The sequence below is a fragment of the Prevotella communis genome, assembly GCF_022024115.1.
Taxonomy (GTDB): Bacteria; Bacteroidota; Bacteroidia; order Bacteroidales; family Bacteroidaceae; genus Prevotella; species Prevotella communis.
Map to the genome: position 1 here is coordinate 1 of NZ_CP091792.1, position 13,230 is coordinate 13,230.

The 13,230-nt window shown below is 43.9% G+C and carries 10 protein-coding genes; 5 read left to right on the forward strand and 5 right to left on the reverse strand.

Features of this window, described 5'->3' with window-relative positions:
- Positions 1-587 precede the first annotated feature (587 nt).
- The 3 genes from L6468_RS00005 (at position 588) to L6468_RS00015 (ending at position 3,697) form a co-directional block, all read left to right on the forward strand.
- Entirely contained in the window at positions 588-1,670 is a 1,083-nt protein-coding gene (locus L6468_RS00005; protein WP_237793895.1) for a hypothetical protein, read from the forward strand.
- Between the two features lie 354 nt (positions 1,671-2,024).
- Complete coding sequence (locus L6468_RS00010) at positions 2,025-2,627, forward strand: DUF4254 domain-containing protein (protein ID WP_091817679.1); 603 nt, start codon at positions 2,025-2,027, stop codon at positions 2,625-2,627.
- A 14-nt stretch (positions 2,628-2,641) separates the two neighbouring features.
- Positions 2,642-3,697, forward strand: a complete 1,056-nt coding sequence (locus L6468_RS00015) for a glycosyltransferase family 9 protein (protein ID WP_237793897.1) — start codon at positions 2,642-2,644, stop codon at positions 3,695-3,697.
- Here L6468_RS00015 and L6468_RS00020 read toward each other — a convergent pair.
- On the reverse strand, positions 3,692-4,219 hold the full coding sequence (locus tag L6468_RS00020; protein ID WP_091817790.1) for an RNA methyltransferase: 528 nt from the start codon (positions 4,217-4,219) through the stop codon (positions 3,692-3,694). The genes L6468_RS00015 and L6468_RS00020 overlap by 6 nt on opposite strands.
- Positions 4,220-4,652: 433 nt before the next feature.
- Here L6468_RS00020 and nadA point away from each other — a divergent pair, with 433 nt between their 5' ends.
- The gene (nadA, locus tag L6468_RS00025; RefSeq protein ID WP_176756961.1) at positions 4,653-5,645 is read left to right on the forward strand and encodes a quinolinate synthase NadA; all 993 of its coding nucleotides are present in this window, start codon (positions 4,653-4,655) and stop codon (positions 5,643-5,645) included.
- Positions 5,646-5,647: 2 nt separating this feature from the next.
- A complete protein-coding gene (locus L6468_RS14765; RefSeq protein WP_431356590.1) occupies positions 5,648-6,649 on the forward strand; it encodes an acyltransferase family protein in 1,002 nt (333 codons plus the stop codon).
- A 16-nt stretch (positions 6,650-6,665) separates the two neighbouring features.
- On the opposite strand, the gene porZ is transcribed toward L6468_RS14765, so the two are convergent.
- Genes porZ through leuS form a run of 4 tightly spaced genes read right to left on the reverse strand, consistent with a single transcriptional unit; the run spans position 6,666 to position 13,193 of the window.
- Positions 6,666-8,708: a type IX secretion system anionic LPS delivery protein PorZ gene (gene porZ / locus L6468_RS00030; RefSeq protein WP_237793899.1), complete on the reverse strand. Its 2,043-nt coding sequence runs from the start codon at positions 8,706-8,708 to the stop codon at positions 6,666-6,668.
- A 9-nt stretch (positions 8,709-8,717) separates the two neighbouring features.
- Positions 8,718-9,338, reverse strand: a complete 621-nt coding sequence (locus L6468_RS00035) for a non-canonical purine NTP diphosphatase (RefSeq protein WP_237793901.1) — start codon at positions 9,336-9,338, stop codon at positions 8,718-8,720.
- Positions 9,339-9,356: 18 nt separating this feature from the next.
- Positions 9,357-10,313, reverse strand: coding sequence for a YitT family protein (locus L6468_RS00040; RefSeq protein WP_091817693.1), 957 nt, complete (start codon positions 10,311-10,313; stop codon positions 9,357-9,359).
- 33 nt (positions 10,314-10,346) lie between these two features.
- Positions 10,347-13,193 carry a leucine--tRNA ligase gene (gene leuS, locus L6468_RS00045; protein ID WP_237793910.1) on the reverse strand — a complete coding sequence of 949 codons (2,847 nt, stop codon included), beginning with the start codon at positions 13,191-13,193 and terminating at the stop codon, positions 10,347-10,349.
- Positions 13,194-13,230 lie beyond the last annotated feature (37 nt).

The window sequence follows — 13,230 nt, forward strand, 5'->3', positions numbered from 1 at the left end:
TCTCAATCAGTAACTCGTCTATTTTCGACAAGAAAAAAAACGATTTACCCCCACCTCTCACTCCAAACGCCGGAAAAGCCCTACAGTAAAGGCTTTGAGACCAGTGAGAGGTGCTTTTGACATCTCACCCACCTCTCACTGACCTCTCACTCAGTAACTTTGAGATCGTATTTCAGGCATTTTGACCTCGTAACTCTATGATTTCCGTTTGCTAAACCATAGGTTTACGATGCCTTAGTCTATAAAATACGATGTCTTAACCTATGGTCTATCAGCCAGTACGTAGGGGACGTACTGAGAGTTCGCGGACGACGTACTAGGAGTACGTCAACGACGGATTTTTTTTCTCTCTAACTAGCCAGTAATTTTTCTCTAGTTAGCCAGTAAGAGAAACGTCGTATTGCTAATGGAGAAACGACGTATTGCCAATGGAGAAACGTCGAGTTGCTGATGGAGAAGTACACTCGATATTTATTCCTTTTCAAAGTTAATAATGTTAAATATCTTTCAACATTCAATAGTTTTATGTATATTTGCAGAAATTAATTAAGAACCAAAAACAGCAACTATTAAAAATGATAGCGACAATGAAAAATAAGTATTTGTTGATTGCCATCTCAGCATTCTTTCTGCTGACCTTTGCCACCTCTTGCAATAATTGTAAGGGTGCGAATGACAAGAGCGAAATCGAAGAGAATACAGAGAATTCGGACAAGGGTGATGCAGAAAAGAATGACTCGCTCATCCGCGATTTCATCACTAATATGTACGAGAACGAGCTCTACTACAATTATGATTTCTTAGAGGCACACTGTACAGCGAAGATGCTTAAATGCCTAAAAGATGAGTTTGAGTGTGAGTATGGTGGTGATGGCTATGCTGGCTATCTGTTCCGCACAGGTGCTCAGGATGACAAGCCTGGGGCAGAGGATATGAAGGATAAAGTGCTCAAAATCACCAAAGACAGCGAAGGCTGGTATCACTATACGTTTACTGATGGTGGCTGGCGTGGCGAGAACAAGATAAAGGTCCATGTGGAAAACGGCAAGGTGATGGTCGATGAAGTGGAGCGTGTCAATAACGAATATGCCGAAGCAGGTAATCGTGAATTTGAAGAAATAGAGTCATCGATGATTGATTCTTTATATTTTAATGAAAAAAGGGACCACGCATACATGATTGCCGATACCAAGAAAATTCCAGATATGGGAAACGGTCAGTATTCCGTTTGCTGGTATGTGGACACCGTAGAGTGGGGCTCTGACCTTAAGAAAAGTTACATCTATTCAAAAATTGAATTCAAGAAGGGCAATACTGTAATTGCATCATTCTGTGATGATGATGGATGGTCTTATATTATTGGTGATGAGAATTCCAAAGCAATAATGTTCAAATCATTTAAGCTTGATTCTAATCATACAGCCCTTGTGTTTAGGGGTGGTGTTTATTCTGACGGAGTGTCTACTTTGACAGTTTTCGTTTTGAGTGGCAATGAGGTAAAACTCGTATTTAACAAATTGTATGATATTGAGAAGATAGAAAAGGATAAGGTCTTTCTCGTTAGAGATAAATATGCTGAAAAGCCAATAAAATGTGGCTATCTGTCCTTCCTGGACGGACATATATCCATTGTATCAAAAGAGTATCCTAAAGGAAAAATAATCTTTTAAAATCCATGATTCTCTCAATGAATCAAAGGCCCTTTGATTTCTTGCGAAAAATTTCGTTGCGAAAAATTTCGCATTGATCCTTTCTTTAAAGAATGGATAATCAGAAATTGTAGATAAGCGAAAGCTCAAGATTTTAGAGCAGTGAGAGGTGAGTGAGAGGCGAGTGAGGGGTTGAAAGCACCTCTCACTGGTCTCAAAGCCTTTACTGTAGGGCTTTTCCGGCGTTTTGAGTGAGGGGTGGGATAAAACATTAATAAATGGTGAAAAATCTATAATTACAGGCAAAAAGTTGGCTATTTCAGAAAATCTGCGTATTTTTGCATGTTGAAAATAATACTTAGATCAATAGATTACATGGTTTTTACAGAAAAAGCAAACAAAATTTTCCAACAGGCTATCCGCGACTATCACTTGACTGATAATGTGGATACTGAGATGAAAAACCCGTACGACAGAGACAGCATTGAGTATAAACTCTATATGAAATGCTGGATTGACACTGTGCAGTGGCACTTGGAGGACTTGATTCGTGATCCGCATATCGACCTGAGCGATGCGCTGGCATTGAAGCGTCGTATTGACCACTCTAACCAGGACCGTACAGACCTGGTAGAGGAGATTGACACCTACTTCCGTCAGAAATATGCTGACATCACACCTATGGCCGATGCCCGTCTGAACACGGAGAGTCCTGCATGGGCTGTTGACCGTCTGTCTATTCTGGAGCTGAAGATCTGGCACATGCAGGAGCAGACAGAGCGTAAGGATGCCGATCAGGAACACCTGGCCCGCTGTCAGGCTAAGCTCGAAGTACTGTTGGAGCAGCGTGTAGACCTCTCTACAGCTATCGACCAGCTGCTGGAGGACTATCAGGCCGGACGCAAGGTGATGAAGGTATATCGTCAGATGAAGATGTACAACGATCCCAGCACAAACCCCGTACTTTACAAAAAGTAAAAAGATTAAAAAGGGTGAAGCATCAGCACATATTAGTAATACGATTCTCAGCAATAGGCGACGTCGCTATGACGGTGCCTATTGTCTGGGGTGTTGCCCAACAGTATCCTGATGTGAGAATCACGGTGCTGAGTCGTGCCTTTGCCCGTCCGTTCTTTGAGAACCTGGCTCCTAACGTGAACTTTATGGAGGCCGACCTGAAAGGTGAGTATCATGGTGTGAAAGGACTGAACAGACTTTACCGCCGACTGGCTGCAAAGCAGTTCACCCATGTGGCCGACCTGCACTCTGTGTTGCGTTCAAACTACCTGCGCCTGCGCTTTAACCTGAGTCATTTCAAGGTGGAGCATATCGACAAGCATCGCAAGATGCGCCACGCGCTGGTGAACAAGAACATGAAGAAAAAGGTGAAGCAGCAGTTGCCCACCTCTTTCGAAAACTATACGGAGGTATTTGCAAAACTGGGATTCCCCATAGAAAAAAACCTGTTCACCTCTATCTTCCCACCAGAAGGTGGCGACATGACACAACTGCCTGAGCTGTTCAGAGATAAAAAAGAGAATGAGAAATGGATAGGTGTTGCTCCCTTTGCTGCTCATCAGGGAAAGATCTATCCAAAGGAGCAGATGAAGGAAGTAGTACGTACAATGGTAGCCAACCATCCAGATTACAGCATCTTCCTCTTTGGTCGTGGTAAGGAAGAGGAAGAAACCTTTAATCAATGGACCAAGGAGATGCCACAATGCACCTTTGTATCGCAGCATATTGAAAACCTCCGTCAGGAATTGATACTGATGAGTCATCTGGACGTGATGGTATCAATGGACTCTGCCAATATGCATCTGGCATCATTAGTCAATACCCCCGTTGTCTCTATCTGGGGTGCCACACATCCTATGGCAGGTTTCCTGGGATGGAATCAGGATAAGGATAATACCATACAACTGGATATGGAATGTCGTCCATGCAGCATCTATGGTCAGAAACCCTGCATACATGGCGACTTCCCCTGTATGAAGAATATCCGTCCTGAAGTGATTATAGAGAAGATAGAAAAGGTTCTCCTATAATTGTGAATTCACAAAGTGCCAGATAACAATACCTGCCGTTACTGACACATTCATAGAATGCTTTGTACCATACTGAGGAATCTCCAGACAGCCATTGCTGGCATCTATGACTTCCTGGTGAACACCCTTCACCTCATTACCCATCACGATAGCATAAGGCTTGCCTGGTTCTGGTTTGAACTCAGGAAGTTTGGTACTGCCCTCAGCCTGCTCTATACTATAGACGGTGACTCCCCTACCCTTTAATTCCTCAACAGCCTCGAGTGCTGTCTTAAAATAGCGCCAGTCAACGCTATCCTCAGCACCAAGTGCCGTCTTGTGAATCTCTGCATGAGGAGGACAACCAGTGATGCCACACAGATAGACAGCCTCTAATCTGAAAGCATCGGCCGTGCGGAATACGCTACCCACGTTGTGCATAGATCGCACATCGTCCAATATTACTATCAACGGTGTCTTCTCGGCCTCATGATACTCCTCTACCGAGAGTCGTTTCATTTCTATAGTACGCAGTTTTCTCATAATCATTTCTATTGTTTTGCAAAGGTACAAATAAATCTTAAACCTCAAACCTCAAACCTCAAAATATTGTTGATAACTATGTGGAAAACCCTGTGGATAACTGTTGAATAACTATTGTATAATACACAGGCACCCCTCTGCAGGTGGATATCAACACCTTTATCCACGGCTTTTTTTGAAGATTTCCACACATTTTTGCTGAAAAAAGATATAAACTTTGTAATTTTGCACCGGATTTGGAAATTGTGGAAAACTATCGCACCTGTCTCATTTTCAATAAGAAAGAATTAACAGCAGTTGTGCATAACGTAAAACCACATGGGTATAACTAAATGAGCAAGGAAAAGACGTGTGAGTTTTGCACTTATCCACGCCACATCATACTACTCATTTTCTATTTTTAAAAAAGAAAAGAATAAAAAAATAAAATGATATGCTGTTGAAAACGGAATGGACAAAACAAGGATTTATTGATGAAGCAGTAGCCGAAGGTACTGACCTGAAGGCTGAGATTCGTAAACTTTGTAAGGAGAAAGGTGCTATAATCCTGGCCCACTATTATACTGTAGGAGATATTCAGGACATCGCCGACTTTGTAGGCGACTCGTTGGCTTTGGCTCGCAAAGCTGCAGAGACGGATGCTAAGATGATGGTGATGTGTGGTGTGCATTTCATGGCAGAGACGTGTAAGTTGCTCTCACCAGACAAGGTAGTGCTTTGTCCTGACCTGAATGCCGGTTGTTCGCTGGCTGACAGTTGTAAGGCTGAGGACCTGAAGAAATACAAGGATGAGCATCCTGGCTATCAGGTCATATCATATGTGAATACTACAGCAGCTGTGAAAGCATTGACAGATGTGGTAGTAACGAGTGGTAATGCCAAGAAAGTAGTAGATCAGTTGCCTAAGGATGGTAAATTCATCTTTGGTCCTGACTATAACCTGGGTAATTACATCAATGAAGTAACAGGCCGGCAGATGTTGCTCTGGAATGGTGGCTGTCATGTACACGAACGCTTCTCTGTGAATAAAATCCTGGAGTTGAAGAAACAGTATCCTGATGCCGTTGTGATGGCACATCTGGAGTGTAAGGGTCCTGTACTTGCTTTAGCTGATATAAAGGGCTCTACGGCCACAATGCTTACCTATGCACAGAATTCTTCAGAGAAGCAGTTTATCGTGGCTACAGAGGCCGGAATCCTGCACGAGATGCAGCGTAGCTGTCCTGACAAGGAATTTATCCCTGTACCGCCAGAAATAAGCGAGAGCGGCCTGGAATGCAGTTGTAACGAGTGTCAGTACATGAAGATGAACACGCTGCTGAAGATCTACAACACCCTGAAGTATGAATGGCCTCAGATTGAAGTGGATCCAAAGATAGCAAAAGATGCTGTGAAACCTATAGAGAGAATGCTGGAACTTAGCTAAGTATGTCTGTGCCTGTATCTAAAAGAGTTGAATGGCTCTCATTTCTTCGAGGACTTAATATTCTATTAGTTGTCATGTTTCATGTTCAACTAATAGATATGTCGACTGGACTAAATCATCAGTTTTGTAGCGATATATCGTATCCTTTTAATCCTTTAAGAATGCCATTGTTTATTTTCTGTTCAGGTGGATTACTATATCTTAGTAGAATATCAAAAAACTGGAGTGTAAAATCGTTGTATATTGATAAGGCAAAAAGAATTTTTATACCATTCATTTTCTTTTCTTTTATCTATTATTTTCTAAAATTACTAGTCAATAAATATGTAAAGACTCAGGTTGACTTTTCGCTTGGTAATTTCTTAGAGTCATTCATTATCTTCGAAGGTCATCCTACTGCTCCTTTATGGTTTCTCGCTACCTTAATGACGTTAATGCTGATGTATCCGCTTTTTCGTTTTTTATGTAATAAAGTTTTTTATGTAGTGTCTTTCTTTCTTTTTTGTGTAGTTTTTTATTATATTGACTTAACCTCACTTTTACCATATAATTTTTTCTATATTCTTAAAATAAACCATTATCTGATATATTTTTTCTTTGGAATTTTTTTCTTTAGGTTAAAAATCTATCAATTCATTGATAATTGGTATTATCTTTTTATTTTTATTACGCTTTATATTATTACTTATTATTATCATATAGATTTACTTTGTTCGATATTAGGCATTCTGTGGATGATATCCATGTCAATGATTGTTTCAGGGTATATTCCAAATTTGTTAAGTTCTTATAGGGAATACATTTATCAGATTTATCTGTTATCATTACCTTTTCAAGCTTTTGTAGAACTTATATTATGGAAAAAAATCTTTTATTGTGAATCTTTTTTCCTTGTTTTTTATATTCTTAGTATACTTATTGGTTTGTTTGTTCCTGTGCTTATTTCAAAAGCAGTAGAAAAAACAAATATAAAATATATGAAAATGTGTTTTGGTTTGAAATGATGCGTTTCATTTATAGTTAGTTGATGATGGCTAACTTACACACTATTCCTTTATTTCCATCGCTGGTCGCCGCAGCAACCATATAGACACCACTAGCCACTCGTTTACCTTGTTGGTCACATCCATCCCAAGTGAATGTGCCGCCATTAGAGCGTCCCTGAGCCACTAATCGGCCACTACTGGTGAGAATCTTCACGTCGGCATCGAAAGACAGTCCTACGACCGTTATAAGGCCTGTATAGCCTGGTTCTACAGGATTAGGATAGGCATAGACATTGTCTTTCTGCATATCATCGCTGGCAACAGTGGCATCGGCTATATAAGAACAGAGTCCTTTGTCTGTGAGGAAGAACACTTCGCCTGATGAATGATTGATAGATATGTATTGTACATTGTTTGACAACAAGGGGGAGTTCTCAGCGGTGAAATGCTGTAACTGCGTCATATTGTCTTCACTAACCAGAAAAACGCCGTTTCCGATGGTTGCAAACCATTTTCTGCCGCCACCATCAATGGCTATACCGTTGGTATGAATACCACTCAGCAGATAGTCGGCATAATTTGTACCATCATTACGGGGTACTTTTTCCTGATAGAGTGTCGCATTACTCTGACCTTTCTCTTCTTTTTTAATATAGAACGGTCCTTGATTTGTGGCTATCCAGATATTACCTTGATAGTCTTCTTGAATATCGTAAGGATAGCAGTTCTCATAGTTCGTACCATCTTGGTTGGTGAAGGAAGAGTATATGAGTACCTTATCCGTTGTCTTATCGTAACAGATGATGCAGGGAGAATTGAAATGTGTATTAATGAACCACAGTAATCCTTGACTATCAAATAATAGACAGCGCATAGTACTCATTGACGTATTATCCTTATAGCATAACTCATTCTTGTAGTGTGATATCCATTGCCCGCTTTTGGTAAATTCCAGCAGATTGACGTTATTTGCTTGACTATTCAGTACCCAAAGATTTCCATCGTTGTCGAACTTGATGCCATGAACAAGTGTATAGTCATCAGTAAGATATTTTCCTGTACTACTAGAAGTAACTGGACGTAGAGGGCTATTTTCTTTATAGTAGAAATTCTCTAGTACACCATTTTTGAATTCATAGAGTCCACAACGTCCTGCAGCCATTACACGACTATTATCTGTCGGGTCTATATCAACACAGTTGATATCCATATAGTTAAAGCCGGTTATCTCATTGATATTTGTTGGATAGATTGTCCAAGTATCAAAGTCATATTCCTGTATGATGCCAGGATTATTGAGTGCAATTTGTCCGGAACGGAATGCGCCACCCGTAGTATACAGTTTTCCATTGACGATTTTCGATTCGTAGAACTGGTTGTAGTATGGTCCATCTGGCTTCAGCGTCTTCACGATGTCGATATAGGCATCCCAGTCAGCTGTATCGGTAGTGAATGCGGGATAGGTATCCGTGGCGTTCCAGTTGGACTTGTCAATAAGGTTGGTACTCAGAAGAGCCGAATATACTGTACCCTGGTCGTTGCGCGCATAGATACTGGTATTGTCTATGGCAACAGCCTGGATATTTTGGTTCAGCATATAGGTCTCGCTAATCTCAGCACGCTCCATATTGACCTTGATCACACCAAAAGGCATACAGAGGTAGGCATACTGCTGATGGATATAGACGTTGTTGACAGTCTTGCTCTCTGTGAGTGTCTTGGTATAAAGGGAACTGATATTGGTAACGTTCTCCTGCAGGTCCATCAAGTCAATGTTGCCGTTCTGATAGACTATTATCAGTCGTTTGGCCTGCTGACTCCAGGCGATATAGGATATATAGGTATCGCTGAGTGGGTTGACCTTATCGTAGGTAGTGATGCTATGATCGTTGAGATGATAGCTGTAGAGACTGTTAGAAGCACGTACAAAGAGGGTGTTACTGCCTGCCTTGATAATCTGTTGGGGCTCGTAATACGACATGAAGGCCCTCCAGGTGCCTATCTGTGCAATTGACAATTGACAATTGATAATTGACAATTGTGCAATGAGAAATACTATGAGGGCCAGTCTCTTCATACCATATACTTATTTAAGGAGATAATCAGCCAGTTTCGCTGTAGCGCGTCCTCGATGACTGATACCGTTCTTTTGTTCGGCAGTCATATCGGCAAAGGTATGCTCAAAGCCATCAGGACGGAATATAGGGTCATAGCCAAAGCCCTCTGCCCCACTCCGCTCTGTGGTAATCTCACCATTGACGATACCTTCAAAGAGATGTTCCTGTTTGATGCTGCTGCAACCACAGGGACAGATATCTTTCTTCTGGATAAGGGCGATAACGGTGCGGAAGCGTGCCTTACGGTTATCTTTGTCCTTGAGCTCGCGCAACAGGCGCGCCATGTTGGCCTCGCTGTCATGACTGGCAGCACCAGATTCCATGCTGGCATAACGGGCGCTATAGATGCCAGGAGCACCATCTAAAGCCTCTACCTCAAGACCTGTGTCATCGGCAAAGCAGTCAATATGATAGTGGTCGTAGATATAACGGGCTTTCTGCAGGGCATTCTCTTCCAGTGTCTGGCCTGTCTCAGGGATATCCACGTCACAGCCAATATCCTTCAGGGAGAGCACCTCTACCCTATCGCCCAATATCTGACGTATCTCCTGCAGCTTATGCTGGTTGTTGGTGGCGAATACTATCTTCATACAGCGGTAGCAAATTTTTCACTTTTCACTTTTCACTAATTCCTTTTCGCTTTCCTTGATCTTCACGTTCATTTCGTCGAATCCCTCACCATAGACACCAATGACGGCACTCTGCGATACAAAGGCCTGAGGGTCTATCATCTTGATGAGACGGAAGATATTGGTGCTCTCGCGCTTTTTGGCGAGGATACAGAGCACCTTCATCTTGTTTCCAGTATACCAGCCGTGACCATCCAGGATAGTGACACCATGATTCATCTGCGTGCCGATGGCATTGGCTATCTCCTGCCATTTACGCGAGAAAATCATAAACTGCACAGACTGTCGGCTACGGTTCATCACATAGTCGAGCACGTAGTTCTCCATAGCCATCACGCAGAAACCAAAGGTCACCTTATGGGCACGCTCGATATAGTCGCCAAACTGCGGGAAGAACATACAGGAGCCAATGATACAGAAATCGACAGAAAAGAGCACGCTGCCAAGCGAGATATTGTTGTTATACTTATTCACGCTGGCAGCAATGATATCCGTACCACCCGTAGAGCCATTGTTATTGAAAACGGTGGCCAGGGCGATACCAGTGATGGTACAGCCGATAATCATTGAGATAAACTCCTGACCCTCGCCCATCAGTTTGAAAGGTAATCCGTTAGGCTGCTTTGGCAGTACATCCTGTGCAAATTTCAGCATCAGGGCAAGCATAAAGATAGCATAGATGGTCTTCATCAGGAACTTGTAGCCCAGTATTTTCAGGGCTACGATGAGCAACAGGCCGTTGATAATCAGATAGGTATTCTCCAAATGGAATCCTGTGGCATAATAGATGATAGCCGAAAGACCTGTCACACCACCAGCCACAATCTCATAGGGCATGAGAAAGACGGTGAAGGCGATGGTGTACATCAACAGACCAAGGGTGATGAACATATAGTCCTTGGTCTCGTTCCAAATGATTTTATGCTGTATAGTCATATATACTGGAAACTTTCAACAGTAAACCGTAAACTACTTAATCACGATATTCACCATGCGCTTTGGCACGATGATAACCTTTACTATCTGCTTGTCTTCTACGTACTTAGCCGTACGCTCGTCACCACGAACCAAAGCTTCGATAGAGGCGTTGTCGGCATCGGCAGAGACCTGAATCTCAAAGCGGGTCTTACCATTGAAGGCTACACCCATCTTTGCCTGACTCTCTACGAGGTACTGCTCATCCCATGTGGGCCACTGGGCGTCGCATACACTACCCTGCTCACCCAGCATCTCCCACAACTCTTCTGCAATATGGGGAGCGAAGGGTGCAATGAGGATAACGAGGTTCTTGATCATCTCCTTGCTCTTGCACTTCTGCTGAGACAACTCGTTGACGCAGATCATGAAGGCAGAGATAGAGGTATTGTAAGAGAACTGCTCGATATCCTGAGATACTTTCTTGATGAGCTTGTGGACGCTCTTCAGGTTGTCTGGGGTTGCGTCTGTTGCGACTGAGTCACAACATACAGAACTGCAGAGGTTCCAGAACTTCTTGAGGAAGCGGTGGCAACCATCAATACCGTTGGTATCCCAAGGCTTAGACTGCTCTACAGGACCCAGGAACATCTCGTAGAGACGCAGGGTGTCGGCACCATACTTCTCAACAATCATATCGGGGTTCACCACGTTGTACATAGACTTAGACATCTTCTCTACAGCCCAGCCACAGATATACTTGTCATCCTCAAGGATGAACTCGGCGTTGTTGTATTCAGGACGCCAAGCCTTGAAGGCATCGATATCCAGCACATCGGCAGAGACAATGTTTACATCGACGTGGATAGGTGTTGTCTCCTTGTAGTTCTTGCGCAGGTTCAGGCTCACGAACTTACCCTTGTCGGCACCTTCGTCCTCAATACGGTATACGAAGTTAGAGCGTCCCTGAATCATACCCTGGTTGACGAGCTTCTTGAAGGGCTCTTCCTCACAGGTATAGCCAGAGTCGAAGAGGAACTTATTCCAGAAACGAGAGTAGATGAGGTGACCAGTAGCATGTTCGCTACCACCTACGTAGAGGTCCACATTACGCCAGTATTCGTTGGCCTCCTTGCTTACCAGACCCTTGTCGTTCTGGGGATCCATGTAGCGCAGGTAGTAGGCTGAAGAACCAGCGAAGCCAGGCATCGTGTTGAGTTCGAGGGGGAATATGGTCTTATTGTCGATTGCGGAACAATCGGCCACACAGTTGTTCTTGGTGTCCCAAGCCCATTTCTTGGCGTGACCCAATGGGGGCTCACCAGTTGCCGTGGGCTTGTATTCATCAATCTCAGGCAGTTCCAGAGGCAGGCACTCCTTTGGAATCATATAGGGCATATCATCCTTGTAGTAAACAGGGAATGGCTCACCCCAGTAGCGCTGACGACTGAAGATAGCGTCACGCAGACGATAGTTCACCTTTACACGACCGAGGTTGTGCTCTGTAACGAACTTCTTCGTAGCTGCAATAGCCTCCTTTACGCTCAGGCCATTGAGTGAGAAACCATCGAGTGTGGTCTTTCCTTCAGCAGGTGAGTTCATCACCCTACCCTCTTTCGCATCAAAGCTCTCCTCTGACACATCAGCACCCTCAATCAATGGGATGATGGGCAGGTTGAAGTGCTTGGCGAAGGCATAGTCACGACTGTCGTGAGCAGGTACGGCCATGATGGCACCTGTACCATAACCGGCAAGCACATATTCAGAAATCCATACGGGAATCTTATCGCCTGTGAAAGGATTAACGGCATAAGAACCAGAGAAAACACCTGTGACGCTGTGGTCCATCTGGCGCTCGCGCTCAGTACGCTTCTTCACATAAGCCAGATATTCATCTACGGCAGCCTTCTGATCGGCAGTGGTCAACTCGGTCACGAGCTCGCTCTCAGGAGCCAGTACCATGAAGGTAACACCGAAGATGGTATCGGCACGTGTGGTGAAGATGGTGAAGTGCTTCTCGCTGTCGGCTACCTGGAACTCCATCTCTGTACCCTCAGAACGACCAATCCAGTTGCGCTGAGCCTCTTTCAAAGAGTCTGTCCAATCGATAGTCTCCAGTCCGTTGAGCAAGCGCTGAGCATAAGCCGAGGTGCGCAGGCACCACTGGCGCATCTTTTTCTGCTCCACAGGATAGCCACCGCGCTCGGAGACACCATTGATAACCTCATCATTGGCCAGCACGGTGCCCAGTGCTGGACACCAGTTTACCATCGTCTCGGCCAGGTAGGCAATACGATAGTTCATCAGTACCTCCTGCTTCTTCTTTTCAGAGAAGGCGTTCCATTCGGCAGCGGTGAAGTGCAGCTCCTCTGTACCCAGGGCACCACAGTTCTCAGTACCCATCAGTTCGAAGTGCTCAATCAGTTTGATAGTGGGCTGAGCCTTATGTGAAGAAGTGCTGTAGTAGCTGTTGAACATCTGCTGGAAGGCCCACTGTGTCCAGTGATAGTACTTGGGATCACAGGTACGCACTTCCCTACTCCAGTCGAATGAGAAACCAATCTTGTCCAGCTGCTCACGATAGCGCTTGATATTCTGCTCTGTGGTGATAGCGGGATGCTGACCGGTCTGGATAGCATATTGCTCAGCAGGCAGACCATAAGCGTCGTAACCCATGGGATTCAGTACGTTATAGCCCTGCAGGCGCTTGTAGCGGGCATAGATGTCACTGGCGATATAGCCTAGAGGGTGACCAACGTGCAGACCGGCTCCTGATGGATAAGGGAACATATTCAGCACGTAGAATTTCTTCTTCTTGTCGTCCTCAACTACGCGATAAATGCCGCTCTCGACCCATCGCTTCTGCCACTTTTTCTCAATTTCTCTGAAGTTGTATTCCATTTATTTTGTCTTTATTGTTGTTTCTTAACCTGCAAAA

Excerpts from the sequence above, each read along its gene's own strand:
- L6468_RS00005 (WP_237793895.1), top strand. The coding sequence starts at position 588 with ATGAAAAATAAGTATTTGTTGATTGCCATCTCAGCATTCTTTCTGCTG.
- porZ (WP_237793899.1), bottom strand. The coding sequence starts at position 8,708 with ATGAAGAGACTGGCCCTCATAGTATTTCTCATTGCACAATTGTCAATT.
- L6468_RS00035 (WP_237793901.1), bottom strand. The coding sequence starts at position 9,338 with ATGAAGATAGTATTCGCCACCAACAACCAGCATAAGCTGCAGGAGATA.
- L6468_RS00040 (WP_091817693.1), bottom strand. The coding sequence starts at position 10,313 with ATGACTATACAGCATAAAATCATTTGGAACGAGACCAAGGACTATATG.
- L6468_RS00020 (WP_091817790.1), bottom strand. The coding sequence starts at position 4,219 with ATGAGAAAACTGCGTACTATAGAAATGAAACGACTCTCGGTAGAGGAG.
- L6468_RS14765 (WP_431356590.1), top strand. The coding sequence starts at position 5,648 with ATGTCTGTGCCTGTATCTAAAAGAGTTGAATGGCTCTCATTTCTTCGA.
- leuS (WP_237793910.1), bottom strand. The coding sequence starts at position 13,193 with ATGGAATACAACTTCAGAGAAATTGAGAAAAAGTGGCAGAAGCGATGG.
- nadA (WP_176756961.1), top strand. The coding sequence starts at position 4,653 with ATGCTGTTGAAAACGGAATGGACAAAACAAGGATTTATTGATGAAGCA.
- L6468_RS00010 (WP_091817679.1), top strand. The coding sequence starts at position 2,025 with ATGGTTTTTACAGAAAAAGCAAACAAAATTTTCCAACAGGCTATCCGC.